Genomic DNA, 26,069 nt, shown 5'->3' on the forward strand with positions numbered 1-26,069 from the left:
CTGCCCATTCAAACCGCAATCTCTTGGCTGTCTGGCTGCACTTTACGACGCCGACGCTCAAACCACAGGTAGACAACCGGCGTGGTGTACAGCGTCAGGATCTGTGACACCGCGAGCCCGCCAACAATCGCGATACCCAGCGGTTGCCGCAGTTCAGAGCCTGCACCATGACCGAACGCCAGCGGCACGGCCCCGAGCAGTGCGGCCAGCGAGGTCATCAGAATCGGTCGCAGGCGCAACAGACAGCCCTCCCTGACCGCGTCACGCGGTGACAACCCGCGCTGTTGGGCCTGCAAAGTGAAGTCGACGATCATGATCGCGTTTTTCTTGACGATGCCGATCAGCAGAATAATGCCGATCATCCCCAATACCGACAGATCCTGCCCGCACAGCATCAGCGCCAGCAGCGCGCCGAATCCGCCGGATGGCAGCGTGGAAATGATTGTCAGCGGGTGAATGGCATTTTCGTAGAGCACGCCGAGCACGATGTAGACCGTGAGAATCGCCGCCAGAATCAGCCACGGTTGCGACTTCAGAGAATCCTGAAATGCCTGCGCGGTACCCTGAAAACTGCCCGTCACGGTATCGGGCAGCGCGATGGCCAGCGATGCCTGATTGATCGCATTGACTGCGTCACCCAAGGCTTGCCCCGGTGCGAGGTCGAACGACAGGGTAATGGCCGGAAACACCCCCTGATGGTTGATGATGATCGGCACTTGCTCGGCCTTGACGCTGGCCAACAGGCTCAAAGGCACCAGCCCGCCGGAACTGGCGCGCACAAACAGGTGCTCCAGTGTGGCCGTGGATGTTTGCCAGTGCGGGTCCAGTTCGAGGATCACATGGTTCTGATCGAGCTGAGTGAACATCGTCGCGATCTGCCGCTGGCCGAAAGCGTCGTATAGAACATCGTCGATTGCCTGCACCGTCACCCCGAGTCGCGCAGCGGTAGGCCGGTCGATAACCAGCGTCGATTGCGCGATGGCCTGTTGCTGATCGGAAGTCACATGTTGCAGTTGCGGCAACGTTTTGAGTTTGGCCAGCAGCAGTCCGCTCCAGTGGTCCAGTTCGGCGCTGTCCGGGTCCTGCAGGGTGTATTGATATTGGGTCTTGCTGGCGCGGCCGCCGATCTGAATGTCCTGGTTGGCCTGCATGTAAACCTTGATCCCGGACAACGCATCCAGCGCCGGTTGCAGGCGGCGGATGACTTCACCAGCGCTGACCGAGCGTTCGCTGAACGGCTTGAGATTGATCATCACCTTGCCTTGGCTGACCGTCGGGTTCGGGCCGATCCAGAAATACACGCGGGCCACTGCCGGGTCCTGGCCGATGACTTCGGCGGCGCGGTTGACCTGCGCACGCATGGCGATCGGCGAAATGTCCGCCGCCGCTTCGGCCACGCCCTGAATCAAGCCGTTGTCTTGCTGCGGAAAGAAACCCTTGGGTATAGCGACATACAACACCGCCGTCACCGCGAGCGTGGCGATGGCCACCGCCAGCGTTATGCGCTGGTGATCGAGCACCCAGTCCAGACTCCGGCGATAACCGTTGTGCAAACCGTCGAACACACGTTCACAGGCTCGGGCAAAACGTCCGTCTTCACTCTCGGCATGGGGTTTGAGCAACCAGGCGCAGAGCATCGGCGTGATGGTCAGGGAAACGATGCAGGACATGATGATCGCAACGCTGACAGTTACCGCGAACTCGCGCATCAGACGCCCGACAATCCCGGACATCAGCAGAATCGGCAGAAACACCGCAATCAGCGAAACCGTCATCGAAACGATGGTAAACGCCACTTCGCGCAGGCCATCAACCGCCGATTGCAGGCGCGTTTTGCCCATCTCCAGATGGCGGACAATGTTCTCCATCACCACAATTGCATCGTCGACGACAAAGCCGACGGCAATCGCCAGGCCCATGATCGACAGGTTGTCGAGGCTGTAGCCCAACAGGTACATCACGCCGAACGTGGCCACCAGCGACAGCGGAATGGTCAGGCTGGGAATCAACGTCGCCGTGGCTTTGCGCAGAAAGACGAAGATCACCACGACCACCAGGGCAATCGACAGCAGCAAAGTGAACTGCATGTCATTGACCGAGGCTTCGATAGTCTGGGTGCGATCCCCCACTACTTGGACCTGTACGTCCCGGGGTAACGATGCCGTCAGTTCGGGCAATTTGGCCTTGATCGTGGCGATGGTCGACAACAGGTTGAAACCCGGTTGCTTGTGAATGTCGACGATCACCGTCGGTTCGGCACCCAACTGCGCGGCTTGCTGAGTGTCCTCGGCGCCGGCGATGACCCGGCCGAGATCGCCCAGCTTGATCGGCATCCCGTTTTTGTAGGCGATGACCTGATCGCGATAGTGCTGCGGATCTAGCAGTTGATCGGTTGCACCCAGAGTGATCGAGCGACTTTGCCCATCGAGACTGCCCTTGGGCTGATCCAGCGTGCTGACGCCAATCACACTGCGCACATCTTCCAGGGTCAGACCGCGCGCGGCCAATGCATCGGGATCGATCTGTACGCGCACTGCGGGTTTCTGTTCGCCATGAAAATCCACCAGACCCACACCGGGCATTTGCGACAGGCGCTGGGCAATGTAGTTGTCGGCGTAACGGTCGAGTTCCGGCAAGGTGCGGGTTGGCGAGGTGACGGCCAGCGAAAGCACGGTTCCTTCTGCGGGGTTGACCTTGTTGAAGGTCGGCGCGCTGGACATGGTTTTCGGCAGGTTAGGCGTGGCGGTGTTGATCGCGGTCTGCACGTCCTGCGCTGCGCCATCGATGTCCCGGGACAAGTCGAATTGCAGCACCACCTGAGTCTTGCCGGCGGCGCTCGATGAAGTCATCGAGGTTACTTGCGGCACAGCGGCAAAGGCGCGTTCCAGAGGTGTTGCCACCGAGGACGCCATGGTCTCGGCGCTGGCGCCGGACAGTTTGGCGGTGACCTGAATGGTCGGGAAGTCCACCGTCGGCAGCGGCGCCACCGGCAGTTGAAAGTACGCAAAAGCACCCAGCAACATGACCCCGAGCGCCAACAGGCACAGGCCCACACGGCGTTGAATCAATCCGGTCAGGGCATTCATCGGCTCGCCTCCGCCAGATCAATGGTTGTGTCGGCTTTGACTGGCATGACTTTCAGCCCCGGAGCAATCCGCGACTGGCCTTGCACCACAACCGTCTCACCGGCCGCCAGGCCCTGGCGAATCCATTGTTTGCCGCCGACCACGGCGGCAGCGTCCACCAGACGCGGTTGCACGCGCTGATCGGCACCGACCACGTAAACGAAATTGCCCTGCCGTCCCACTTGCACCGCATCGGCGGGCACCACTGCGACATTGCGTCGGGTTTGCACCAGCAAGCGTGCACTGACCAGTTCGCCCGGCCAGAGTTTTGCCGCAGCGTTATCAAACTGCGCCTTGAGCTGAATCTGGCCGCTGGCCGCCGTAACCTGACTGTCGATGAAACTCAGTTGCCCCCGGGCGATTTCCTGACGGCCATCGCGGGTCATGGCGACCACCTGCAACGCGCCTTTGGCGTTTTCTTCGAGGATTTCTGCAAGGTCATCCTGTGACACGGCAAACGCCACGGAGATCGGGTTCATCTGGGTAATCGTCACCAGACCGGTGGCCTCGGCGCCATGGGCAATCGAGCCGACATCCAGCAGGCGCTGCCCGGTGCGTCCGGTCAACGGTGCCTTGACCTGAGTGAACTCCAATTGCAGGCGGGCGTTGTCCAGCGCTGCTTGATCGGCCTGCACGGTGGCTTGTTGGGCAGCCAGTTGCGCCCGGAAGGTGTCGACATCCTGTGTTGGCCCGGCCTTGGCGGCAGCCAGTTTGCTGGCGCGATCCAGATTGACCCGCAAGTTCGCCAGTTGCGCCTGATCCTTGGCCACCAAAGCCTGAGCCTGAGCGACTTGAGCCTGATAGACCCGAGGATCGATCACCGCCAGCAGACTGCCGGCCGTCACCGTTTGCCCTTCGCTGAACAGCACTTTTTGCAGTTCGCCATCCACCCTCACCCGCACATTCACGCTATTGAGCGCCTGCACATTGCCGATGGCACTGATCCAGATCGGCAAGTCCTCGACGCTGACTTGCGCCATTTGCACCGGCACCGCGCCGGGATCGGTTTTCACCGGGGCGGCCTGGGCATGTCTGATCCATTGAAACCCGCTGAAGGCCACGGCCAGCGAAATGGCGGCGAGGCTCCAGAAAACAACGCGACGACGTGAGTACGGGACATTCATGGGTGAGCCACCTGGGCAGGAGATTGGGAAGCGAGGGTGTTCGGCGCAAAGTCTCCACCCAGTGCGCGGAACAGGCCGACTGCGGCTTGCAGGTGTTGCAGGCGTACTTGCAGCAAGGTGTCTTCTGCCTGGTATTGAGTGCGCTCAACGATCAGCAGCGTCTGGAAATCCGTGGAGCCCAGGCGATAACGCACTTGCGCCAGACGCGCCGCTTCCCGCGCAGAATCGACGGCGGCCTGATTCAGTGCGTAGCTTTTGTCGAGTTCGCGGGCGGCGCTGAGCTGAGTTTCGACGTCTTGCAAGGCCTCGACGATTGACTCGCGGTAACTGGCGGTCAGCTCCTGGACGTGGGCCTGATCAAAGTGCAGTTGCCCCTTGAGCTGGCCGCCAGCAAATAACGGCTGGCTGAGCGTGCCGATAGCGCTCCAGATTTGCCCGCCGGCAATCGTGTCGATCCCGCCGAGCAAGTCCAGCGACAGATTGGGCAGGAACGCGGCGCGAGCCACACCGACATCGAAGTTCGCTGACACCAGCCGCGCCTCGGCGGCCTGAATGTCCGGGCGTTGGCGCAACAAACCAATCGGCAGTCCGGTCGCCGGTTGCGGAACTTGCAGGGCGTCCAGCCCGTTGCCTTGCAGATGAAAACCTTCGGGTGGCGCACCGACCAGCACCGCCAATTGATACAACGCCAGATCCCGTTGCTGACGCAGCGGCGGCATCGCGGCCTCGAAGGTCTGCATGGCATTGCGCTGCTGGGCAACTTCCAGATTCGACACCGCGCCCTGACTGGCCTGAACTTCGACCAGGGCGAGGACTTGTCGTGCATCGTTGGCAATCGACTGAGCCAGGCGCAAGCGATCTTCCAGCGACAACACCTGAAAGTAACTGTCGGCGATGCTCGCCCCCAGACTCATGCGCAGGGTACTGGCATCAAAAACCGTGGCCTTGGCCAAGGCGTCGGCGGAATCCGTAGCGGCCCGTTGTTTGCCCCAGAAATCCACTTCATAAGTGGCCTCGGCAAACACACTGCGCTTGGGTGTGGTGCCGTAATTGTTCTGGCGCTGAAAGTTACCGCCCAGATTCAGCGCCGGGTATTGCCCCGCGCCCGCCACTTGCGCGGAGGCTCGTGCCTCGTCTATTCGGCTGACCGCCGCTTTAAGGCTGTAGTTGGAGGCCAGGCCACGCGCAATCAATGCATTCAGTTCCGCGCTGTGAAATTCAGTCCACCACTGCCCTCCCGCCGCCGCTTGGCTGTTGGCCGCGTCATTCCATTGCCGGGCCAGCGGCAACGGCGGTTGCTGATACTCGGGCACCATCGAGCAGCCGCCGAGCAGTAAAGCCCCGACCAGCATCAACGAAACAGGTGAGTGACATGCGGCGCGCAAACTGCGCATCGCCAAGGTTGAAACCGACATGGGCACGCTATCCCCCGCTAGAGCCGCAGTGGATTGCTCCACGAATGCGTCGAAGATAGCGAGGGCCGCCTGCCAGAGCGTTCGCCGGCAGATAAACTTTTATTTAAATGCGCCTGAGCCAGAGAATTTGCGCACCCTCAGTCTCAGCTAAGTTTCGCGCCGTAGCCTCTCTCCCATGCACTCAATGCACTGCTCAGGAGAGGCCCCACAGATGAATTCCAGCACAGCCGGATGGCTCAACAAAGTACCCGAAGTGACGTTGTCATTCTGGGTGATCAAGATCATGTCGACGACCGTCGGTGAAACCGGAGCGGACTTTCTTGCGGTCGATGCCGGTTTCGGCGCTGGCTGGACCAGCATCGGCATGGCCGCGCTGCTGGCCATCGCGCTGTTTTGCCAGATGCGCACGAAAGCCTACACCCCGTGGATCTACTGGCTGACCGTGGTGCTGGTGAGCATCGTCGGTACGCAGATCACCGACATTCTGACCGACATGCTCGACGTCAGCCTCTACACCAGCACCGCAGTGTTTTCGGTGTTACTGGTGATCAACTTTCTAGTCTGGTACCGAACCGAGCGCTCTCTGTCTATTCGCGAAATCGTTACGCCACGGCGCGAATTGTTTTACTGGGCAACTGTTCTCTGCACCTTTGCGCTTGGCACCGCCGCCGGCGACCTGGCGACCGAAGCGCTGGGTCTGGGCTTCACCGTCGGCGCAGTGATTTTCGGTGCACTGATCGCCGCCACTCTGGTCGCCTGGCGTCTGGGCGGCAACGTGGTGCTGACCTTCTGGATCGCCTACATCCTCACCCGCCCGTTCGGCGCATCCCTCGGCGACTTGCTGACCCAAGCCAAGACTTATGGCGGCCTCGGCATGGGCGCCACCTGGACCAGCGCGCTGTTTCTGACCGTCATCGTGATTCTGGTAGGCGCCGCACAGATCAGCGTCGGCCAACGCAAATCCATCACTCAGTAAATTCACTTAATAAACCCTCAAGGAATCGTTATGCGCCCGATTAAAAACTTCGTTCGTCACGTTTGCATCATGTCCGCCATTGCCTTGCTGAGCGTCGCCACCGGTTGCTCGAAACCAGCCGACAAAACCAAGACCGACGCCACCTCGCCAGCGGCAATGACCCAAGGTGCGGGCTCGAAACTGGGCGACTTGTCGGAGTTCCGCAACATTGCCGCCGACGTCGCCGGTCTGGTCGATAAAAACGACCTGCCTGCCGCCAAAACGCGAATCAAGGATCTGGAAACCTCGTGGGATTCGGCCGAAGCCGGAATCAAGCCCCGCGCCGCGAGCGACTGGCATGTTCTGGACAAAGCCATCGACCACGCACTCAGTGCCTTGCGTGCCGGCAGCCCGCAACAGAGCGACTGCAAGTCGGCCATGAATGAATTGCTGCAGGCCTTCGACTCGATGAAAGGGAAGCAGTAACCGAGCACAGATGCTTCAATACAGGCGCGAGGGTCATGACCTTCGCGCCTTTTTTTCTGGAGTGGACATGCGGATATTGCTGGTCGAAGACGACCCGATGATTGGCGATGCGATTCACGGTGCCCTGAGTGATGCGAGCTATGCCGCTGACTGGGTCAAGGACGGCCTCACGGCACTGGCGGCGCTGGAAACTCAACATTACGATCTGGTGCTGCTCGATCTGGGACTGCCCGGCAAGGACGGTTTGCAAGTGCTGAGCCGGATTCGCGCAAATAACAACCCGGTCCCGCTGTTGATCATCACCGCGCGTGACAGTCTTGATGATCGCCTGCGCGGGCTCGACGGCGGTGCCGACGATTACCTGCTCAAACCCTTCGATATCGCCGAGTTGCTGGCACGTATGCGCGCGGTTCTGCGGCGCAAGGGTGGCAGCGCCCTCTCGGTTCTGGAAAACGGTGTGGTGTCGCTGGATCTGGTTTCGAAAGAAGCCTCGACGGCGGAGAACCCCGGCGTGCTGCTTTCCAGCCGTGAATTCGCTTTGTTGCAGGCGCTGTTGATTCGCCCGGGCGCGATCCTCTCGCGCAGTGAACTCGAAGACCGCCTCTATGGCTGGGGCAATGAAGTGGAAAGCAACGCGGTGGAATTTTTAATCCACGCACTGCGACGCAAACTCGGCAGTCAGGTCATCAAAAACGTCAGGGGTGTGGGATGGATGGTTTCAAAAAGCGCTTGAGGGAATCGGTACAACTCAGGCTCTCCGTCACTCTGTCGCTGGCAATCCTGATCGTCGCGATTTTGGCCGGCATCTTTGCCTTCGTTTCCGCGTTCGACGAAGCCCACGAAATGCAGGACGAAACCTTGCGCCATGTGGCGGTGCTGTTCGATCGGCAACACATGACGCTGAAGTATCCCGAAGGCAAAAACACGCTCGGCGACGATGAGGAGTCGCGGCTGATCATTCAGTACCTGGCCGATGGCAGCAATGCTTCCGGAGTTGATGATGACGCGATCCCGCTGCCCTTCCCGACGACGCTGGCCGATGGTTTGTTCACGGTAAATGTCGGTGGCGAAGCGTTTCGCGTTCTGGTCAGAACCACCGCCCATGGCGAGCGCATCGCGGTCGCCCAGGAAACCGGCGCCAGGGATGCCGATGCGCGGGAAAGTGCCTGGCGCAGTCTGTTGCCGTTTCTGGTGTTGTTTCCGGTATTGCTGTTGGTGGTGGGTGATCTGGTGCGCAAGCTTTTTCGGCCCATCGCGACACTCTCGGCGGAGATCGATCAGCGTGCCGAACAGGAACTCCATCCTATCGACGAGAACCATCTACCCACCGAGGTCCGGCCGTTCGTTGTCGCGATCAACCGCTTGCTTGCACGCGTGGCGAACACCCTGGAAACCCAGCGCCGCTTTGTCGCCGACGCGGCCCATGAACTGCGCTCGCCGTTGACCGCGTTGTCACTGCAGGCCGAACGTCTGGCCGCCGCCGACATGTCTGCGCAGGCCCATGAGCGTTTGCTGCCGCTACGCCGAGGCATCGAGCGCGGCAGGAATCTGGTCGATCAACTGCTCAATCTGGCCAAGGCGCAAGCCGACAATCGTGTGGCGTTGCCGGTGCAGGTTTTGACGGTTTCGGTGCATCAGGTCTATCGGCAGGTGCTGGAAGACCTACTGCCGCTGGCCGAATTCAAGCAGATCGACATCGGTGTCGAAGGCGAGACCGACGCGCAGGTGCGCATCAGTGAATCCGAGCTGCACACGCTGGTGAAGAACCTGGTGGATAACGCCATTCGTTATACCCCGCCCGGTGGCCGGGTCGATCTTTCGGTGAGCGTCGTGAATGGCGCTGCGTTGCTGCAAATCAAGGACACCGGCCCGGGGATCGCCCCGCAGGAACGCGAGCGGGTGTTTGATCCGTTTTACCGTAGCCTTGGGACTGATGAAGCCGGCTCCGGGCTTGGCTTGTCGATTGTTCAGGCGATAGCCGAGCGCAACGGTGCGCGGATTGACCTGGCGTACAGCGATGAAACGCAAAACAGCGGTCTATGCGTCTCGGTATCACTGAAGCTCGGCACTGATGACTAGCGCTCCTCGACCGGTGTCACCTGAAAGCTGTAACCGGCACCCGGTACGGTTTTGATCAGCGAATGTGCAAAACCCTCGTCGAGTTTGCGTCGCAGACGGTGGATGTGTTTGTCGATGACGTTGTCATTGGGATCGAAGGCGTAGTCCCAGGCACTGTCGAGCAACATGTCGCGGGTGACCACCTGACCGCTGTGGCGCATCAGCTTTTCCAGCAGCAACGCTTCGCGATGCTGGAGGGCGATGACCCGGCCAGCGCGCGTGGCGGTACGGGTTGCGCAGTCGAGTTTCAGCTCGCCGACTTCCACTTGGCGCACCGGGCCGCTCGGTTGATCGCGACCACGCAGCAAGCCTTCGAGTCGTGCCAGCACTTCGGCGAACGCATAAGGTTTGGCCAGGTAATCGTCGCAACCGGCTTGCAGGCCTTCGACCTTTTGCTCGGTGGACGCTTGCGCGCTGAGCATCAGGATTGGCACTCGCAGTTGTTGCGCACGCACGGCTTTGACCAGGCCGATGCCGTCGAGGCCGGGCAAGCGACGATCGACAATCAGGGCATCGTGGATTTGTTCAAGGGCCATGCCCAGGCCGGTGTTGCCATCGCTGGCGATATCGACGACATGCCCGCTTTCGGTCAGCCCGCGCAGCAGGTATCCGGCAGTTTGGGCATCGTCTTCAACCACTAGAATGCGCAAGTAACCGTCTCCATGAATCGAACCTGAACTTTTATTTAACTGGCGGGAACGTGACGCGCCCCCGGGGTTTGCCACACTATGCCACCTCTGCCTGACAATGTGAGCGGTTCAACTGCCATGACCCATGTTCTGGTCGTCGAAGACGACTTGCCGACTTGCCGTGAAATCGAAGCAGCCTTGTGTGACCACGGTTTCACGGTGAGCTGCGTCCATAATGGTCGCGAGGGCCTGCTGAAGGCTTTGAGCGAACCGTTCGACCTGATCGTGCTCGATCGCATGTTACCCGGTGGCCTTGACGGACTGGGCGTATTGACCGCGTTGCGGGCAGCCAGCGTCAGCACCCCGGTGCTGATTCTCAGCGCTCTGAGCGCTTTGGATGAACGGGTGCGTGGCTTGCGAGCCGGTGGCGACGATTACTTGACCAAGCCATTCGAGTTCATCGAGTTGACTGCACGCCTGGATGCCTTGAACCGGCGCCGCACCGAACCGCCCTCGCAGGTGCAGGAGACACGCCTGCGGCTGGCCAGTCTTGAGGTCGATCTGCTGAGCCGAACCGTGCGACGCGGCGAGCGAATCATCGATCTGGTGCCCCGTGAATACGCTTTGCTTGAGCACTTGATCCGCAACGCCGGGCAAGTGGTCACCCGCACCATGCTCTTCGAAGCCGTGTGGAATTACAGCTACGACGAGCGCACCAATGTCATCGAAGTCCATATGAGCCGCTTGCGGCGCAAGATCGACGGTGAAGGCGAACCGCCGATGATTCATACCATTCGTGGAGCCGGTTATGTTCTCCGTTCACCTGAGTGAAATACCGCGCACCATCAGCTTTCGCACCGGTTTGCTGTTTCTCGCACTGTTCGGTTGCTCGTTCCTCGCGCTGTTCGGCTACATCTATTGGCAGACTGCGTTCTACCTGAAAACCGAGGCCGACACAGCGCTCTATCGTCAGGTGGAAAACCGCAGCGCCCAGGCCCCCGACTTGCAACTGCTGGAGATCCGCAAGCATGCCGTGCAGGATGCCGAGGCACGCTTGCCGCACAGTCTGTTCGACGCGGACGGCAAGTTCATTGCCGGGGCGATTCATCAGTTGCCGCCCTACTCTGCCTTCGACAAGCCGCAGGAGTTTCGCTGGCTCAAAGCCAACGGTCATCACCGCACGATACGATTCATCGTCCATCGTCAGGCCGACGGCAAGATTCTGCTGGTGGCGCAGGATATCCATGACATTCGCGAGTTCGACGAACTGCTGATCAATGCGCTGATTTCCGGCGGCATTCTGTTATTGGTGGTTGGATTGTTTGGCGCGGTGGCCCTGGGTTATTCGGCTCATCGGCGCCTGGACAAGGTCAGTCGCTCGATCAAAGGCATCATCGAGGGCGATTTGACCGGGCGCCTGCCGATTCAGGGCACCAATGACGATATCGACCGTCTCGCATCGGTGGTCAACGGCATGCTCGATGAACTCGAGCGCCTGATGAAGGAGGTCAAGGGTGTATGCGATGACATCGCCCACGATTTGCGCACGCCGCTGACCCGGTTGATTGCCGGGCTTGAACGCGCACAACGGCGCGGGCTCGATGAAGAGCAATACGCCGGCAGCATCAACGCAGCATTAACCGAAGCCAAAGCCCTGCTGCTGACGTTCAAGGCCTTGCTGCGCATCTCGGAAATTGAAAACAGCGCCCGTCGCAGTCATTTTGCGCCGCTCGACCTGAACCTGATCTGCGCCGACGCCGCCGAACTCTACGAGCCATTGGCCGAAGAGCGCGGTATTCAGCTGACGCTTGCTGAAAGCCAGACTCCAGCGATCATTGCCGGTGACGCCCAGCTAATGTTCGATGCAATTTGCAACTTGCTGGATAACGCCATCAAGTTTTGCCCCGATCAAAGTCAGGTGCGCCTGACCGTGATCGCTGAGCATTCGGCAGTCGGCATTCGCATCTCGGACAACGGCCCGGGGATTGCGCCGGCAGAACGCGAAGCGGTGTTGCGTCGCCTGTACCGCGCCGAATCGAGTCGCCATACACCGGGTAATGGCCTGGGGCTGAGCATGGTTTCGGCTGTCGCCCGTTTGCACGATATGCAATTGGCGGTCAGCGATGCGGCACCGGGCTGCCAAATCGATTTACTCGGCAAAACGCCTTCGGCAACAAGCGCGCTTCTTTTAAATCCCGGCGTTCAAAACCAATTGTAAAAATTGCTGCTTTTTTGACGTTTTTTTTCCAATCAGATTCGTAGGGTGGCGTATCCCAGCCCTACAGGTAGCCGTCAATGAATCCTCAAAGCCCTGGCGAGATCGAAGACGAAATTCTCAATCAAGCCGCCCTCTGGTGCATGTGTTTGCAGGACGAAACCTGCACGAGCGAAGAGCGCCTGGCTTTTCAGGAGTGGATTCAGCTCGACCCGCGTCACGCGTTCGAATACGCCAAGATGCTTGAGATCTGGGATCTCAGTGATCAATTGCCTGCCAATCCAGGTACATCGAAAAAGCTTCTGACCGAGCCATCAGCGCGTCGTGACGGTATGCGCAAAATGTAACGCGAACGTTGAAATCCGCGTTGCTGCGCTCCATCATTCGCCATTCTTTATGGCGTACCTGCGGCTTTGCCTTTGCGCCCTGAAACCTCTCATCCATTCTGAAATTCCAGGGCCATTGATGTCATTGCCAAAAAAGTGGTTGGTGCTTGCGAGCCTGACCGCGTGCTTGCTTAGCTTTGAATCCGCCCGTGCGGCCGAACCGTTGCTGTACACCGTCGACGCGGCACGCGCCTTGCCGGGTGAAGGTCATAGTTGGGGATTCGCTGCGCTGGAATCGGCGCGACCGTATCTGTTTATCGCTCGACGGGAGAATGGCCTGTCGGTGTTCGATGTAGAACAGCAACGCTTGCTCAAGACCCTCGACAATTCCGCAGGTGCCAATGCCGTCGCATTCGTGCCCCGGCATAACCGCGCGTATGTCGCCAATATGGACGGCTCGCTGGGCATCGTTGAGCTGGATCGTCTGCAAGTCGTTCGCCGTCTTAAGCTCGACTCGGGCAACCTCAATAATCTGCTTTACGATGCGAGCCGCGACCGGGTGATCGTCACCAGCGGTCGTCGTGGCGATCATTCGACGCTGTACCTGATCGATGCCAAAACCGACCAGTTACAAGCCTCGGTCGACCTGCCGGCAGAAAAGCTCGATGGCCCGGTCATTCTCGAAAACGGCACCTTTATTGTGCCGATGCGCGATGAGGATCAAGTGGCGGTGTTGTCCGGCGCAAAACTGCAGCAACAGACGTTCTTGAAATTTGACGCCTGCAAGAAGCCCGGCGCAATCGCGGTGGATGAAGCACACCAGCGTTTGTTTGTAGCCTGCCGAGGCGGCAATCCCACGCTGATCGTTGCAGATCTGCTCACGGGCAAAGCGCTCAGCACCCTGCCGATTGGCCGTGCGGTCAATACGCTGGCTTACGATCATCAGCGCGATCAGTTGCTGGTACCCAGTGGCGCCGATGCCAGCCTGACCGTTATCCAGCGTGATCCGCTAGGGCAGTATCAAGCGCTCGGCGCGATTGGCACTCGTCCCTGGGCACACAACATGGTGCTGGATGCCAAGCGCGGGCAGGCCTATCTGCTCAGCGCGGATTTCACCCAGCCTGCCCCGAGTCAGGAACAACCCAAGCAGGACCCGGTGTTTCACGCAGGCACCTTCACCGTGCTGACGCTCAAGGCAAACTAATGATTCATTGCAGACGCTTGAGCGTTGCCCAGGCGTCTGCGGTAAATCGGTAGTTTCTGTCTGCCTCTAAAAGAATCAACCCTTCGTCGCTCAGACCCGGGATACCCGCAGGCGCCCTGCTCTTTTGCGTCAGAAATCGACGGTGGCCGACAGCTGCAGCGTGCGCGGATAGCCCGGTGAGAACGCGCCATAGGACGCTACGCCCGACCAGTACTCACGATCAAAGACGTTTTGCACGGTGGCGCGGAATGTCGTCGGGCGACCTTCGATTTTCATCGCGTATCGCGCGCCGGCATCTATACGTGTCCAGGAATCCAGCTCCTGGGTATTGGCCTGATTGACGTATTGGCTGTCGGTATAAATCGCACCGCCGGTGAGGGTGAAGCCTTCCAGCCACGGCGTGTCGTATTCGGCCCAGATATTGGCTTGCACGTCAGGCACGCCGACCGGTTTGTTGCCACGGTTCGCGGCAGTTGCCGAATCGGTCAGCTCGCCATCGAGGAAGGTCACGCCACCCATCAGGCGCGTGCCTTTGGCCACTTCGCCGAACATGCTCAGCTCCACACCACGGTTGCGTTGTTCGGCCTGTACCGAGAACACATTGCCCGCGCCCACTTCGCCGCTGGGTTTCTCGATCTGGAACAACGCCAGCGTCGTCATGAACGTACCGTGCTCATACTTGACGCCGACTTCATGTTGTCTGGACTCGTAAGGCGCAAAGGTTTCGCCGGCGTTAGCCGCAGTGCCCGGGGCGATGTCACCTTTACTCAAGCCTTCTACATAGTTGTAGTAAAGCGAGACGTCTTCCCACGGCTTGACCACCACGCCAACCAGCGGCGATGTGGCGCTGTCGTTATAACGGGAACTGACCGCACCCGACGCCGCATAGTTACGCGACTCGATGTCCTGACGACGTAAGCCGAGGGTCAGTTGAATGCGATCATCCAGCACCGACAAGGTGTCGGTGACTGCAACGCCGGACAGTTCCGACTCGGAAACCCGCAGCACTTTTGGCGAGTTGATGTATTGCTTCGGCGCGTCAATCGGATGGTAGATGTTCGAGCGGATTTCCGTGCCGTTGTTGATGCCCCGGGACAATTCATCCTGATACCGCGTCGCCATGACCGTCGTCGTGTGCGTGACAGGCCCGGTGGCGAAGATGCCGCGAATACCGACATCGGCGGTCGAGCGATCAACGTTGAATTTGTAATAACCCGGAATGTTGCTGGTATCGCCGGCATCGTTGAGGATTCTCGGCACCTGGTCAGACATGCGCTTGACGTCGGATTTACCGCCGCCGGCATGGGCGAATACGGTGACTGCATCGTTCAGGTCATATTCACCGCCGAGCAACGCCGACTGTTCCTTGGTGTCCGACCAGCCCCAATCCTGTGACAGGTTGGTGCGGCCGTTAGGCGCCGACGGAACATCGACGCCCGGCGCGATGGTGAACGGACGCGAGGCGGCGTCGAAACTTTCTTTCTGGCTGATGAAATCGAGGTTCAGGCGCAGTCGCTCGCCTTGGTAATCAAGGGCGATGGCGCCGATATCGAGCGCGCGTTCCTGGTTATCAACGGCGGTGTCGCCACCTTGTGTGCTGCCGTTGAAACGCACGCCGAACTGGTTCTGGTCACCGAAACGGCGGCTGATATCCAGATGGCCGCCGACTTGTGAATCCGAAGCGTAGGTACCGGTGAACCGCGTGAGGTCTTCAGCCAATGGACGCTTGGGAACGATGTTGATCACCCCGCCAACGCCGCTGTTTGGCGAGATCCCGTACATCAGGGCGCCCGGGCCCTTGAGCACTTCGACGCGCTCGGCGTACTCGGTGAATACCCGGTAGTTGGGCGCTACGCCGTAAACACCGTCGTAGGCCAGTTCACCGATGTTGCCTTCGCCAATCGCAAAACCACGAATGAAAAACGAGTCGACGATGCCACCGGTCTGCCCCGTGGAGCGCACTGAAGGATCACGCTCCAGAGCATCAGCGACAGTCACGGTTTGCAGGTCGGCCAAGGTTTTGGCGGTGTAACTGGTTACGCTGAACGGTGTGTCCATCACGTCTTTGTTGCCCAACATGCCGAGCCGCGCACCACGGGCCACCTGCCCTCCGGCCAATACTTCCGGGAGCGCGGTTGCGCTGTTGTAACGGGCATTGACGTTAGTGACATCGAGGGTCAGGCCCTCGGCGCTGGCGTCGGCCGGCGCATTGGCCGCAACGTCGGTGGCCTGATCTGCCGCAACTTCCTGCTGCTCAGGGGCTGCCGCCCAGGCATTGGCGCTTCCTGCGACCAGAACAAAATTCAGCATGGCGGTATGAATGGCGAGTGTTAACACGCGCTCACCGCAAGGTCGACTGACAACAGGCATGACGTGAGGATCCTTTCAACGAGAGAAAATGGGAATCACTCCTAATGCCAGTCGACTTGCGAAAAAGTATCACCCTCGTCCGATATTTTTTATGCGGTGGTAGCTGATGCGATCACATCGTCAGCCATACAGGCAGTCCAGCGGGATCGCGACGACCGGGAGCGCCGGGTCAAATGCGTGCCGCGTGGTCTTGTACGGAAACAGCTCACCCCGGGCAATCGTGGTGAAAATCCGCGAGACCTCGAACGCCTGACCGGTCTGCCAATGCCGCACACGGACTCGCGGATCGGTGTAATCGAGCTGGATGCACGGCACTCGCTTCAAGCCCAATTGCAACGCAGCTTTGAAACGATGATTGCCGTCCATGACGATGCCTGACGTGCGCTCGATGATGATCGGTTCCAGCCAATGCCCGGCCCGCGAAATCGATTCACGGAGCATCCGCACATTGGCCGGATCGACCTGCTCGGACTGCAACACCTCGCACAGTGGCCGCAGCGAAATCCGATAACCGTGATCCATGGTTTGCCTCCTGATGACACCCGGCTCAGCAGGCTTCGGCCTTGGCCACGAGTGAGTGTTGGTCGGCGACATCGAGCAATCGTTGCGCGAGTTCAATCAGCGGCAGATCGACCATCTCGCCGTCCACTTGCACCGCGTGACTGCCGTCGGCCACGGCTCGCATCACCCTGTCTGCCCAGGCCAGTTGTCGGGCGTCGGGCAGGAAAGCTTTTTGCACGATGCTCAACTGCGCGGGATGAATGCACAGCTTGGCGCCGAACCCCAGGGATCGGGCGTAATGCGACTCCTGCTTGACCACGGCCAGCTCGCTGATTGCCGGTGTCACACCGTCGATGGGCGCCGGCAGCTGCGCCGTTCGCGAAGCCAGTACGATCCGGTTGCGGGCGTACAGAAACGCTTCGGGAATCTGGCTGCAATTGATATCGAGCGAGAAATCCAGCGAGCCGAATGCAAGGCGCGCAAGCCCGGGAATCGCCGCTATCGCCTCGACCTGTTGCAGGCCTTTGGCGGTCTCGATGATGGCGACAATCTGCAATTGCGGATTCCACGCCAACAAGCGCTCGACCACTTGCGAAAGGGCCTCGGGGCATTCGGCTTTGGGCAAGAAAATACCGGCGCAGCGCTCGGGATATCGCATGTCCCCAAGCCATGTCATGTCTTGGCGAAACAGCGCGCTGCTGACGCTGTTCAAGCGGATGTAGCGCTGACAGGTGACGCTCGGCGTTCGTTCCTGCCAGGCCCAGATTGCAGCGCGAGCCGCCGATTTGCTGTCCGGATGAACGGCGTCTTCCAGGTCGAGAATGATCGCATCCGGAGCGGCATCCACCGCTTTGGAAAAGCGTTCAGGACGGTTGCCCGGGACGAACAGGTAGCTGATCGGAAGCCTGGCGATGGTGTTGAGACGTTCAGTTTTCATGGAATCTCTCCTTGGCGTGCGTCAGTCGTGGTTTTTCAAAAATTTTCCGCTGTCGACAGCAAGCAAATTTCACTGCCGGCGCGGGCGGGTTTCAGCGAGCCTTAACGCCTTATTCATCAAGGTATTAAGGGAGTTTTTAATGTCGGGACGAACGAGTACAAGAGCGTGTAAATACACGTCTCTGTACGTCGCCTCGCCAGGTGTTTATTGGAAAATATTTGAAAACCTTACTTGATAACTGTTCGCGTTCGCAATATTGTTCAAGCAGCCAAGCGAAACTAATCTCGTATCAATGCGAAGCGTAATGTTCACCGGAAGTGCCCAGCAGTGATGTCATTTGAATGTCAGTTAATGGTTCTTCACAACGCAAAGGCCAGGAACTAATGGCTGACAGCTATATCCGTATAAACCTTATGGAACGGGGTTCTCATGTCAGATATTTGTGAACCATTTATTACGATCGATGGCTTCAAGTTATTTTCAGGCCTGGTCTGGCATCCGCCACCGAAGTCGAAATTCGTTTATGCCTGATTGGCAGAAAAAATAGTCCTGTCGATAGCGATCAGTTATCGATGCATCAATGGCGAGATATTCGGCGCCAGGGGTTTGCCATGCCTAATATAATTCCGACCTCAATAGATAGCTGTATTAAAGTCCATACGCCCGAGATGCTTCCGCCGTTGCTGGACTCCGTTGTTTCGCATTTGATCCACAATAAATCGCAGGACTTGTTTGAATTAACCACACAGTACGGCTCGCCATTAAATCTGGTATGGCCACATGCCTTTGAGTTGAATTCGGCCGCCCTGCTTGGGGTGTTGAATCAATATAAAGTCGATCACGCTATTTTTTACGGCGCCAAGGCCAACAAGTCCCAGTGTTTACTCGAAGCGGCCAGCAATTCGGGCATCGGCGTCGATGTTTCGAGCATCCATGAACTGCGTGCAGCGCTTCGTGCAGGCGTTCCGGCGCAGCGGCTATGCGCCACGGGGCCGGCCAAGACCACCGAGTTTCATCAAGCTTTGGTGGAAGGTGGATCGCTGATTTGCGTCGACTCACTGGAAGAATTCAGCCACCTGAACACTTTGCTCGAAGCACTGCCAGGCGCCGTGAAACCGAGGATATTACTGCGTTACAGACCAAGCAGCTGCCCGAGCAGCCGATTCGGTATGGGTGCAGATGACTTGCTTGAATGCCTGCAAATTCTGACGCGGGAACGCGACAAATTTCACTTCGAAGGTTTGCATTTCCACCTCGGTGGCTACGGATTTGAATCTCGGGCGCAAGCTTTTCGCGAGGTGACAGCGTTCATCACCGCCGCAAGGGAAATGGGTTTGAACCCGAGCATGATCGATATTGGCGGTGGTTTGCCGATGCGTTATGTCGAACCACAGAGGTACAGTAATTTTTTGCAGAATGACAATGTAGCCAGTCATTACTACAACGGTTGCGTCCCCGGCTCTTATTACCCTTATGGCAGTAGCCTGACGGCGTGTCAGTGGTTGACGTTATTCCTTGAGGCCGAACATTCGCCGGGACAAACCATCGCGAATTACTTGAAACTAAACAATATTACACTTGCGCTTGAGCCCGGGCGCAGCCTGGTGGATCAAGCGGCGATATCGGTGTTTCGGGTGACGCGCACCAAGCAGATCGCTGAAAACAAGACCGTCATTTTTATTGAAGGCAGTAGTTTCAGCGCTTGTGAAACATGGTTTTCGTCGGAGTATCTGGTTGATCCGATATTGATCAGTACTGAACATTCGCCACATAAACCGATGCAGGCTTACATTGCCGGCCATAGCTGTCTGGATGACGACGTCATCACCCACCGACTGATCAACTTCAATTGCACACCAAACGCTGGCGATCTATTGGTATATGCCAATACAGCCGGGTATCAGATGGACTTGCTGGAAAATGAATTCCATCGCCACCCCCTGCCCCAACGAATAAAAGCCACCTGTTGTACGGAAGGTAATTACGCATTCTCACCTGACTACTGAAAGGGAATACTTCATATGATACTGAATAAAGTTTCAGACCTTATTGGTAACACGCCAATATTGGGTATTGATATTCCGGATACCAACGCCCGACTGTTGTTGAAGATCGAGAAGAACAATCCCGGTGGCAGCATAAAAGACCGCATGGCACGCAACATGGTGTTGGGCGCGCTCAAGTCGGGTCGCCTGAAGCCCGGCGGTGTGGTGGTCGAATCGTCTTCGGGCAATACCGGCATCGGACTGGCCATGGCCGCCGTTGAGTTCGGTCTGCAATTCATTGCCGTGGTCGATCACCACGCAGCTCAGGACAAGATTGCGGTGATGAAGGCATTGGGCGCCGACATCCGATTTGTCGCCGGCACCTACCGCGAAGATGAAGTCGCCGTGGTCGAGCGTCAGCGCCTGGCGGCTGAACTCGCGCAGCAGATCCCCGGCGCAGTGTTCATGAACCAATCCGATAACGCCGCCAACGCTGGCGGTTACAGCGATTTTGTCCGCGAAACCATCGCCCAGTCAGCAGGCTCCATCGGCGCCTATGTCGGTTGCGTCGGAACTGGCGGCTCGATGACCGGCATCGCTCGCGGTCTTAAACAGCACAACCCGGACACAGTCACCGTCGCCGTTGAACCCGCCGGTTCAATCGTCTTCGGCCACCCCGGTTATCCGTACTACCAATCGGGTACCGGCACGCCCGCAGGTGACACCGTCGGCCTGGTGCTCGACTACAGCTGCATCGATCTCGGCGTGCAGGTGACCGATTCGCAAGCCTTCGAAACGGCTCGATACATCGCGCGCAACCTGGCATTGCTGGTTGGCGGATCAACCGGTGGTGCGATCTTCAAGGCACTGGAACTGATCCACAAAGGCGTGCTGACCGGCAATGTCGTGGTGCCGATTGCCGATGGCGGCGAAAAGTATCTGCACACCGTGTTCAACGAGAACTGGCTGCAAGAGCGCGACTTGCTCGACCCGAGTGTCGCCCCGCAACTGGATAACTGGCTAGGCAAGACTCAATGGCTGGAATCCAGTTCTGCGCCACTGCAATTGAGCGTCGCATGACCCTCCTCCCACACAGGAACGCCTCTCGATGAAACTGCTGAAAGTCGCCATCTGTGGCGGTGGCAGAACCGGACACCTTAATGCCGTCCTGTTCAAACAGATCCCCGATGTTCAGGTTTCGATGCTCACCAGCAACCTGGAAATCATTGAGCAACATGCCCGTCAGACACCGATGCAGGCATTGTTGCCGGACGGCTCGACACTGAGCGCACGACTGGATCGGGTCACCACCGATGCCAAAACTGCCGTCGAGGATGCCGACATCGTCATCATCACCGTCCCGGCGCATGCCCGACCGCAAACCCTGCAAGCCGTCGCACCGCATCTGGCCACCGGCAAACCGGTTTACGTCGGTGCCATTCCGGGGTTCTGCGGCTTCGACTGGCTGGCCGAAGCGCAATTGACCGAACGTCCGAACGTGGTGATCTGGGGAATGAAAGATGTCCCGCACACCGCGTTCGATCTGAAACCCGGGCTGTCGATCAAGATGGGCGGCGGCAAGAGTCAGCTGTATGTCGCAACGCATGCCCGTGAATCGCAGGCATCCCGCGAGCACCTGCAAGACATGCTCACCCTGCTTTACGGGCCGTGCGTGACGATGCTCGACAACTACCTTGAAATCACCCTGACACCGGGCAATCCGATCATGCACAGCTCGGTGATTTACGGGTTGATCGGCCCTTATGGACAGTGGCATCGCAAGATTTTCCCGCAGCGCATGTGCTGGTGGACCGAGTGCCCCGAGCTGGGCGCGTATTTCCTTGAACGCATGGATCAGGAAAGCCAGGACCTGTGCGCGGTCATCAGCCAGCGCATGGGCGTCGATCTGTCTTCGGTGAAATCCCTCAAGCAGGAAATTGTCGAGGCGTACGGCGAACAGATTCGCGACAAGAGCAGCATGCTGGCGATTCTGCGGACCAATCAGGCCTACAACGACATCCTCGCGCCCATGGTGCCCGCCGATGACAACCGCGCCGGTTATGTGATCGAGCGTGAAAGCCGCGCCTTCAATGAAGACGTCGCCTACGGCCTGGTGCTGTTGGTGGAAATGGCCCGGCGTTTCGACCTCAAGGTGCCTTACATCGAAGAAGTCCTGCAGTGGAGCGTTGGCTACATGCAAGGCCTGCGCGACTCGGCCCTCGATTACTTTCCAAGCCATTGGCCACGCCCGGCAAACGCCGCCGCTTGATTTCTCAATTCAATTTTCGACGAGCAGACCGCTGATATGGATGACTTCAAGACACTGATCGCCTACTCCCGTAAGAACGCCATGCGCCGCTTGATTCGCTGCCTTTTCGCCGAAAACATCCTCGACCGTGCGGCCCTGAGCTTTGCCGTCGAGGGCAACCGGGCGACGTACCCGCTTAAGTCCGGCCGCGCGCATCTGGCCTTTTCCGACATCAGCAAAGGCCCGGCCGACACCGTGGTCAATGAGGGTGACGTGGTACTGGTCACCGATGAAGGCGTACGCCAGATCATCACCAGCCATCAGGACATGCTCGATGTGCTGCGCGACAGCTTCGACTTTGAACCCACCGACGAAGGCGTCGCCGGGCTCAAGTCCGACATGGAAAACAGCCTGACCAATGACGCGCACGCCCGTCAGCATCGCCAGCAGTGGAACGCCCGACTGCATCAGGCGGCCAAGGATCAGGGACTCGATAGCTTCACCGACTACCTGCGCAAACATGCCAAGACCAAGGACGCGGCGATTCTGCTGGATCAATGGGGTTCGCTGGAAGGCCATCCGTACTATCCGACGTGGAAGTCGCGCCCGGGGCTGACTGATGAGGAAGTCGAGCAACTGTCCCCCGAGTTCAACGCGCAGGTGCCGTTGCGCATTGCCGCGTTGCGTGCCGACAACGCGAAAAGCGAAAGCATGCCGCACGTAACCAGTTACCACGACTGGTTCGCCAGCAATTTCCCGGTGCAATGGGAGCAATGGAAAGCCTCGCTTAACAGCAAAGGGCTGGATGAACGCCAATGGCTGCCGCTACCGATTCACGCCTGGCACTTGCAGGCCTTCGTCCTCAAGACGTTTGCCGCCGAGATTGAACACGGCATCCTGATCACCGACGGCCCCGACATCGTCACCCTGCCGACCATGTCTTATCGCACGATGATGCCGGTGCTGGACGACTGCGCGCCGCTGATCAAACTGCCGATTGCGGTGTGGATGACCAGCGAACTGCGCAGTCTGCAAGCCAAGTCGATTCACATGGGGCCGCGCATCAGTACGGTCATCAGCCAGATTCTCGCGGCTGAAAACGGCTTCGATCAGCGTCTGGAGATCTTCCCCGAGGAAATCGGTGTTCGCTATAAAAACGCAGTCACTCAGGACGATGCGCCCGGGCGGCATTTGTCGGTGGTCTATCGTGCCAGTCAGCAAGCGTTCGAACGCAGTGACGATTGCCTGCCGATTACCGTGGCCTCGTTGTTCACCCGTTTGCCTGGAACTGGTCGGCCACTGTTTACCGATCTGATCGAGCGCGACGGTGTACGGGCCAGTGCCGCGAGCGTCGAGAACTGGTTTCGCCAGTACGCCAAAGTCGTCACTCATCCGGTGGTGGCGATCTACTTGATGTACGGCGTCGGGCTTGAGGCGCATCAGCAAAACACCATGGTGCTGTTTGCTCCCGATGGCAAAGCACGTAGTCTGCTGATCCGTGATTTTGGCGATGGCCGCACTTACGCGCCGCTGTTGGAGGCGCGCGGCTACACGCTACAGCCGCATGTGCAGCCCGGTATCCTGCCGACTGTATTCGTCGGAGATATCGAGCCGGTGCGCATGTTCGTGCTCGACGCGGCATTCCTCACTCACCTGCACGAAATGGCGTTGTGGCTGACGAAAGAATACGGTCTGGACAACAATCGCATGTGGGAAGTGTTGCGTGAGGAAACCGAAAGCGCCTTCGCCGCTGTGCGTGAGCGTGTCTCGCCAGCGCTGTGGGAAGTCGAACGCAAAGCGTTCATTCAGGACCCGTGGCCAACCCGGTCGTTGTTGCGCATGCATTTGATGCAGTACTCCAACTATCGTTTACAGCACACCCTGACCAACCCGCTCGACATCGTTTAACCACCGAGGCTGACTAATGTCCCATGCAGGTGCCATCCAGGGTTCGAGAGTAAGAATCCTGATTTATCTTCTATTTGCCATTCAGCTCATCTCGATGGGCGCGATGGAAATGAGCGGGCCGTTCTGGCCCGTCCACCTGCGTGGGCTGACCGACTCGGAGTCAGTTTTCAGTTTCGCCAGCATCGCCGTGTACGTCGGGCCGATGCTGGGCATTATTCTGACCAGCGCATTCTGGGGCCGTATCGGCGATCGTTACGGCCACAAATTGATGATGATCCGCGCCCTCGCCGGTTTGTCCCTGACCCAGCTTGGGCTGGCGCTGTTCAGCGATATCTGGATCATCCTGATCCTGCGGTTTCTGCAAGGCGCGTTTGCCGGGTATATCGCGCCGGCACAGGCTTATGGCGTCAGTATCGAAGCGCCTTCGCGACGGGCGCGGCTGTTTGCGATTCTGCAAATATCGACCAACGTCGGCTCGCTGCTGGGAGCGGTTGTTGGCGGTCTGATCCTCGATTACGCGACGTTCTTCTGGATCAACATTATCGCCTCGGTGCTGTGCGCCATTTGTACCGTGGTGGCGGCCGTGACGTTGCCGGATGTGCCGCCAGTGAAAAAAGCCCAGGTGGCCGATAACGCGGCGCCGCCCCCTCGTTCCGGCAGTCTCTGGCAGGGTTCACCGTTGCTCTCACTGCTGGGCGTCATGGGCATTCTGTTGCTGGCGCGGATGCTTCCGCAGACCTCGTTCTCGCTGTACGTCAGTTCGATTTTCGAGGTCAGCAACTCGGTGGTTGGCCTGTGCTACGGCTTGCTCGCACTGGGTTTCATTCTTTCGGCAACGGCCTGGTCACGCTACTTCGAGCATCGAACCCAACAGGAAACCCTGCAACGCATTACCTACATCGTCATCGGTTGCATCGCCCTGACCGCCGTGGCCGGCATCACCCGAAATCCGCTGGTGTTCGTCATTGCCTACTTCATTTGGGGCGTGCTGCTGGGTGCCACGACGCCGGTGCTGATGGCGTTGATCTCAAAAACCGCCGACAGCTCGCAACAAGGTCATGTTCTGGGCATTGCCCAAGGCACCGCGCAGTTCGCTTCGATTGCCGGGATCTCGGCGGGTGGTTTGCTCAGTCAGGTTTATGGCTTGCAATACACTTACCTGTTCGTGTGTCTGGCGTACGTGCTCGCGTTGATTCCCATTGTCGCGCTGCGCTTCTGGCCGGTGGCCATGCAACCCAGCCCCGCTCCGCCCGGGGATTGATCAAGGAACTGCGTTTTGAACATTGAACAATTGCGCGTCGACACGCCGGCAGTCGAGCAACTGATCCACTTCAATAACGCCGGCGCAGCGCTGATGCCCAAACCGGTGATCGAGGTCATGACCCGCCACCTGCAACTTGAGGCGCAACTGGGTGGCTATGAAGCGGCGGCGCAGCATTCGCCGGAACTGGAAAACGTCTATGGCGCCATTGGCCGCTTGATCAATGCCTGCCCTGACGAAATTGCAGTGATCGAAAACGCTACCCGAGCCTGGGACATGGCGTTCTATTCACTGCCGCTGCAACCCGGCGATGTGGTGCTGACGTCGACCACCGAATACGCCGGTAACTACATTCCCTACCTGCAATTGAAAAAACGCCGCGGCATCGAAATCAGGATCATCCCCAACGATGAACAGGGGCAGGTCTCACTGTCGGCCCTGAAAGATATGCTCGGCGATGATCGGGTCGCGCTGGTGTCTTTGCCGGTGATCGCCACCAACGGTGGGCCGGTGCAGCCTATCGAGCAGATTGGTGCACTGGCCCGGGCCGCGGGTGTGCTGTTTTTGCTCGACGCCTGCCAGGGTGTCGGGCAGATGCCGATCGATGTGCAGAAAATCGGTTGCCACATGCTCGCCGCCACCAGTCGCAAATACCTGCGTGGGCCGAGGGGCATGGGATTCTTGTATGTCGAAAAGTCGCTGTGTCAGAACCTGGAACCGGCGTTTCTTGACCTGCATGCGGCCTCCCTGCTGACCCCGGAGACCTTCAAGATTCGTGAGGACGCCCGGCGCTTTGAAAACTGGGAATGCAACGTAGTGGCCAAACTTGGCCTGGGTGCTGCGGTGGATTACGCACTGGCGCAAGGCCTCGAACCGATGTGGCAGCGCATTCAGCATTTGGCTGCGTATTTGCGTGATCGGCTCGGCGAGGTTACCGGTATCAAACCCACGGATTCGGGCATCATCAAGTCCGGTATCGTCACATTCACCTGTCAGGGCAGCAGCGCCGCGCAAGTGCAGCAATGGCTGGCGGCACGGGACAAACGGATCAACGTCAGCACCTCGACGTTCCGTTCGACCATGCTTGATATGCAACAACGCAACCTGCTTGAAGTCAGTCGCGCATCGCTGCACGCCTACAACACCGAGGCTGAAATCGACGAGATGATTGAAGCATTGCTGCGCATGCCACGAAGCTGACACGCGATGCCGAATCGCGCTTGCGCGGCGCAGGCGTTGTCAATTAGCATTGGGAATACTTC

Annotated in this window: 21 protein-coding genes; 14 read left to right on the forward strand and 7 right to left on the reverse strand. The window is 58.8% G+C overall.

Features of this window, described 5'->3' with window-relative positions; genetic code table 11:
• Positions 1-8 precede the first annotated feature (8 nt).
• The 3 genes from ACIOZM_RS00785 to ACIOZM_RS00795 are packed head-to-tail and all read right to left on the reverse strand — an operon-like array spanning position 9 to position 5,664.
• Positions 9-3,086 carry an efflux RND transporter permease subunit gene (locus ACIOZM_RS00785; RefSeq protein ID WP_401208293.1) on the reverse strand — a complete coding sequence of 1,026 codons (3,078 nt, stop codon included), beginning with the start codon at positions 3,084-3,086 and terminating at the stop codon, positions 9-11.
• A complete protein-coding gene (locus tag ACIOZM_RS00790; RefSeq protein WP_401208296.1) occupies positions 3,083-4,249 on the reverse strand; it encodes an efflux RND transporter periplasmic adaptor subunit in 1,167 nt (388 codons plus the stop codon). Before ACIOZM_RS00790 ends, ACIOZM_RS00785 begins: the two co-directional genes overlap by 4 nt.
• On the reverse strand, positions 4,246-5,664 hold the full coding sequence (locus ACIOZM_RS00795; RefSeq protein WP_401208299.1) for an efflux transporter outer membrane subunit: 1,419 nt from the start codon (positions 5,662-5,664) through the stop codon (positions 4,246-4,248). The genes ACIOZM_RS00790 and ACIOZM_RS00795 overlap by 4 nt, the downstream gene beginning before the upstream one ends.
• A gap of 211 nt (positions 5,665-5,875) precedes the next feature.
• Between ACIOZM_RS00795 and ACIOZM_RS00800 the strand changes: the two genes are divergently transcribed.
• The 4 genes from ACIOZM_RS00800 to ACIOZM_RS00815 all read left to right on the forward strand — a co-directional run bounded on the left by ACIOZM_RS00800 (position 5,876) and on the right by ACIOZM_RS00815 (position 9,184).
• Positions 5,876-6,640, forward strand: coding sequence for a hypothetical protein (locus ACIOZM_RS00800; protein WP_401208300.1), 765 nt, complete (start codon positions 5,876-5,878; stop codon positions 6,638-6,640).
• A gap of 30 nt (positions 6,641-6,670) precedes the next feature.
• Positions 6,671-7,105, forward strand: a complete 435-nt coding sequence (locus ACIOZM_RS00805; RefSeq protein ID WP_401208303.1) for a hypothetical protein — start codon at positions 6,671-6,673, stop codon at positions 7,103-7,105.
• Positions 7,106-7,172: 67 nt separating this feature from the next.
• On the forward strand, positions 7,173-7,838 hold the full coding sequence (locus ACIOZM_RS00810; protein WP_401208306.1) for a response regulator: 666 nt from the start codon (positions 7,173-7,175) through the stop codon (positions 7,836-7,838).
• The gene (locus ACIOZM_RS00815; protein WP_401208309.1) at positions 7,814-9,184 is read left to right on the forward strand and encodes an ATP-binding protein; all 1,371 of its coding nucleotides are present in this window, start codon (positions 7,814-7,816) and stop codon (positions 9,182-9,184) included. Before ACIOZM_RS00810 ends, ACIOZM_RS00815 begins: the two co-directional genes overlap by 25 nt.
• On the opposite strand, the gene ACIOZM_RS00820 is transcribed toward ACIOZM_RS00815, so the two are convergent.
• Positions 9,181-9,873 (reverse strand): response regulator transcription factor, encoded by a 693-nt coding sequence (locus ACIOZM_RS00820; protein ID WP_401208312.1) that lies wholly within the window; start codon positions 9,871-9,873, stop codon positions 9,181-9,183. The genes ACIOZM_RS00815 and ACIOZM_RS00820 overlap by 4 nt on opposite strands.
• Positions 9,874-9,990: 117 nt before the next feature.
• On the opposite strand from ACIOZM_RS00820, the gene ACIOZM_RS00825 reads away from it, so the two are divergent.
• The 4 genes from ACIOZM_RS00825 (at position 9,991) to ACIOZM_RS00840 (ending at position 13,597) form a co-directional block, all read left to right on the forward strand.
• Positions 9,991-10,683: a response regulator transcription factor gene (locus ACIOZM_RS00825; RefSeq protein WP_401208316.1), complete on the forward strand. Its 693-nt coding sequence runs from the start codon at positions 9,991-9,993 to the stop codon at positions 10,681-10,683.
• The gene (locus ACIOZM_RS00830) at positions 10,661-12,070 is read left to right on the forward strand and encodes a sensor histidine kinase (RefSeq protein ID WP_401208318.1); all 1,410 of its coding nucleotides are present in this window, start codon (positions 10,661-10,663) and stop codon (positions 12,068-12,070) included. Before ACIOZM_RS00825 ends, ACIOZM_RS00830 begins: the two co-directional genes overlap by 23 nt.
• A gap of 77 nt (positions 12,071-12,147) precedes the next feature.
• A complete protein-coding gene (locus ACIOZM_RS00835; RefSeq protein WP_401208321.1) occupies positions 12,148-12,414 on the forward strand; it encodes a FecR/PupR family sigma factor regulator in 267 nt (88 codons plus the stop codon).
• Between the two features lie 118 nt (positions 12,415-12,532).
• Positions 12,533-13,597: a YncE family protein gene (locus ACIOZM_RS00840; protein ID WP_401208324.1), complete on the forward strand. Its 1,065-nt coding sequence runs from the start codon at positions 12,533-12,535 to the stop codon at positions 13,595-13,597.
• A gap of 129 nt (positions 13,598-13,726) precedes the next feature.
• Here the strand turns inward: ACIOZM_RS00840 and ACIOZM_RS00845 are convergent, their stop codons facing one another.
• The 3 genes from ACIOZM_RS00845 to ACIOZM_RS00855 form a co-directional block, all read right to left on the reverse strand.
• The gene (locus ACIOZM_RS00845; RefSeq protein ID WP_401208327.1) at positions 13,727-15,967 is read right to left on the reverse strand and encodes a TonB-dependent receptor; all 2,241 of its coding nucleotides are present in this window, start codon (positions 15,965-15,967) and stop codon (positions 13,727-13,729) included.
• A gap of 120 nt (positions 15,968-16,087) precedes the next feature.
• On the reverse strand, positions 16,088-16,489 hold the full coding sequence (locus ACIOZM_RS00850; protein ID WP_401208330.1) for a ParB N-terminal domain-containing protein: 402 nt from the start codon (positions 16,487-16,489) through the stop codon (positions 16,088-16,090).
• Positions 16,490-16,514: 25 nt separating this feature from the next.
• Positions 16,515-17,405, reverse strand: a complete 891-nt coding sequence (locus ACIOZM_RS00855; RefSeq protein ID WP_401208332.1) for an HpcH/HpaI aldolase/citrate lyase family protein — start codon at positions 17,403-17,405, stop codon at positions 16,515-16,517.
• A gap of 611 nt (positions 17,406-18,016) precedes the next feature.
• On the opposite strand from ACIOZM_RS00855, the gene ACIOZM_RS00860 reads away from it, so the two are divergent.
• Genes ACIOZM_RS00860 through ACIOZM_RS00885 form a run of 6 tightly spaced genes read left to right on the forward strand, consistent with a single transcriptional unit; the run spans position 18,017 to position 26,007 of the window.
• On the forward strand, positions 18,017-19,411 hold the full coding sequence (locus ACIOZM_RS00860; protein ID WP_401208334.1) for a Y4yA family PLP-dependent enzyme: 1,395 nt from the start codon (positions 18,017-18,019) through the stop codon (positions 19,409-19,411).
• 15 nt (positions 19,412-19,426) lie between these two features.
• Positions 19,427-20,470, forward strand: coding sequence for a PLP-dependent cysteine synthase family protein (locus ACIOZM_RS00865; RefSeq protein ID WP_401208337.1), 1,044 nt, complete (start codon positions 19,427-19,429; stop codon positions 20,468-20,470).
• Between the two features lie 28 nt (positions 20,471-20,498).
• A complete protein-coding gene (locus ACIOZM_RS00870; protein WP_401208340.1) occupies positions 20,499-21,659 on the forward strand; it encodes an NAD/NADP octopine/nopaline dehydrogenase family protein in 1,161 nt (386 codons plus the stop codon).
• A gap of 36 nt (positions 21,660-21,695) precedes the next feature.
• Entirely contained in the window at positions 21,696-23,546 is a 1,851-nt protein-coding gene (locus tag ACIOZM_RS00875; RefSeq protein WP_401208343.1) for an IucA/IucC family protein, read from the forward strand.
• 16 nt (positions 23,547-23,562) lie between these two features.
• The gene (locus tag ACIOZM_RS00880) at positions 23,563-24,807 is read left to right on the forward strand and encodes an MFS transporter (protein WP_401208346.1); all 1,245 of its coding nucleotides are present in this window, start codon (positions 23,563-23,565) and stop codon (positions 24,805-24,807) included.
• A 15-nt stretch (positions 24,808-24,822) separates the two neighbouring features.
• Positions 24,823-26,007, forward strand: coding sequence for an aminotransferase class V-fold PLP-dependent enzyme (locus tag ACIOZM_RS00885; RefSeq protein ID WP_401208349.1), 1,185 nt, complete (start codon positions 24,823-24,825; stop codon positions 26,005-26,007).
• The last annotated feature ends 62 nt before the right edge of the window (positions 26,008-26,069 follow it).

Origin of the sequence: Pseudomonas sp. NPDC087346 (assembly GCF_044744235.1) — a bacterium.
Taxonomy (GTDB): Bacteria; Pseudomonadota; Gammaproteobacteria; order Pseudomonadales; family Pseudomonadaceae; genus Aquipseudomonas.

Bases quoted from the DNA above. Each gene is read 5' to 3' on its own strand.
- ACIOZM_RS00870 (WP_401208340.1), top strand. From the start codon at position 20,499: ATGAAACTGCTGAAAGTCGCCATCTGTGGCGGTGGCAGAACCGGACAC.
- ACIOZM_RS00795 (WP_401208299.1), bottom strand. From the start codon at position 5,664: ATGTCGGTTTCAACCTTGGCGATGCGCAGTTTGCGCGCCGCATGTCAC.
- ACIOZM_RS00790 (WP_401208296.1), bottom strand. From the start codon at position 4,249: ATGAATGTCCCGTACTCACGTCGTCGCGTTGTTTTCTGGAGCCTCGCC.
- ACIOZM_RS00840 (WP_401208324.1), top strand. From the start codon at position 12,533: ATGTCATTGCCAAAAAAGTGGTTGGTGCTTGCGAGCCTGACCGCGTGC.
- ACIOZM_RS00850 (WP_401208330.1), bottom strand. From the start codon at position 16,489: ATGGATCACGGTTATCGGATTTCGCTGCGGCCACTGTGCGAGGTGTTG.
- ACIOZM_RS00875 (WP_401208343.1), top strand. From the start codon at position 21,696: ATGGATGACTTCAAGACACTGATCGCCTACTCCCGTAAGAACGCCATG.
- ACIOZM_RS00805 (WP_401208303.1), top strand. From the start codon at position 6,671: ATGCGCCCGATTAAAAACTTCGTTCGTCACGTTTGCATCATGTCCGCC.
- ACIOZM_RS00825 (WP_401208316.1), top strand. From the start codon at position 9,991: ATGACCCATGTTCTGGTCGTCGAAGACGACTTGCCGACTTGCCGTGAA.
- ACIOZM_RS00855 (WP_401208332.1), bottom strand. From the start codon at position 17,405: ATGAAAACTGAACGTCTCAACACCATCGCCAGGCTTCCGATCAGCTAC.
- ACIOZM_RS00810 (WP_401208306.1), top strand. From the start codon at position 7,173: ATGCGGATATTGCTGGTCGAAGACGACCCGATGATTGGCGATGCGATT.
- ACIOZM_RS00865 (WP_401208337.1), top strand. From the start codon at position 19,427: ATGATACTGAATAAAGTTTCAGACCTTATTGGTAACACGCCAATATTG.
- ACIOZM_RS00880 (WP_401208346.1), top strand. From the start codon at position 23,563: ATGTCCCATGCAGGTGCCATCCAGGGTTCGAGAGTAAGAATCCTGATT.
- ACIOZM_RS00860 (WP_401208334.1), top strand. From the start codon at position 18,017: ATGCCTAATATAATTCCGACCTCAATAGATAGCTGTATTAAAGTCCAT.
- ACIOZM_RS00785 (WP_401208293.1), bottom strand. From the start codon at position 3,086: ATGAATGCCCTGACCGGATTGATTCAACGCCGTGTGGGCCTGTGCCTG.
- ACIOZM_RS00835 (WP_401208321.1), top strand. From the start codon at position 12,148: ATGAATCCTCAAAGCCCTGGCGAGATCGAAGACGAAATTCTCAATCAA.
- ACIOZM_RS00830 (WP_401208318.1), top strand. From the start codon at position 10,661: ATGTTCTCCGTTCACCTGAGTGAAATACCGCGCACCATCAGCTTTCGC.
- ACIOZM_RS00815 (WP_401208309.1), top strand. From the start codon at position 7,814: ATGGATGGTTTCAAAAAGCGCTTGAGGGAATCGGTACAACTCAGGCTC.
- ACIOZM_RS00800 (WP_401208300.1), top strand. From the start codon at position 5,876: ATGAATTCCAGCACAGCCGGATGGCTCAACAAAGTACCCGAAGTGACG.
- ACIOZM_RS00845 (WP_401208327.1), bottom strand. From the start codon at position 15,967: ATGCCTGTTGTCAGTCGACCTTGCGGTGAGCGCGTGTTAACACTCGCC.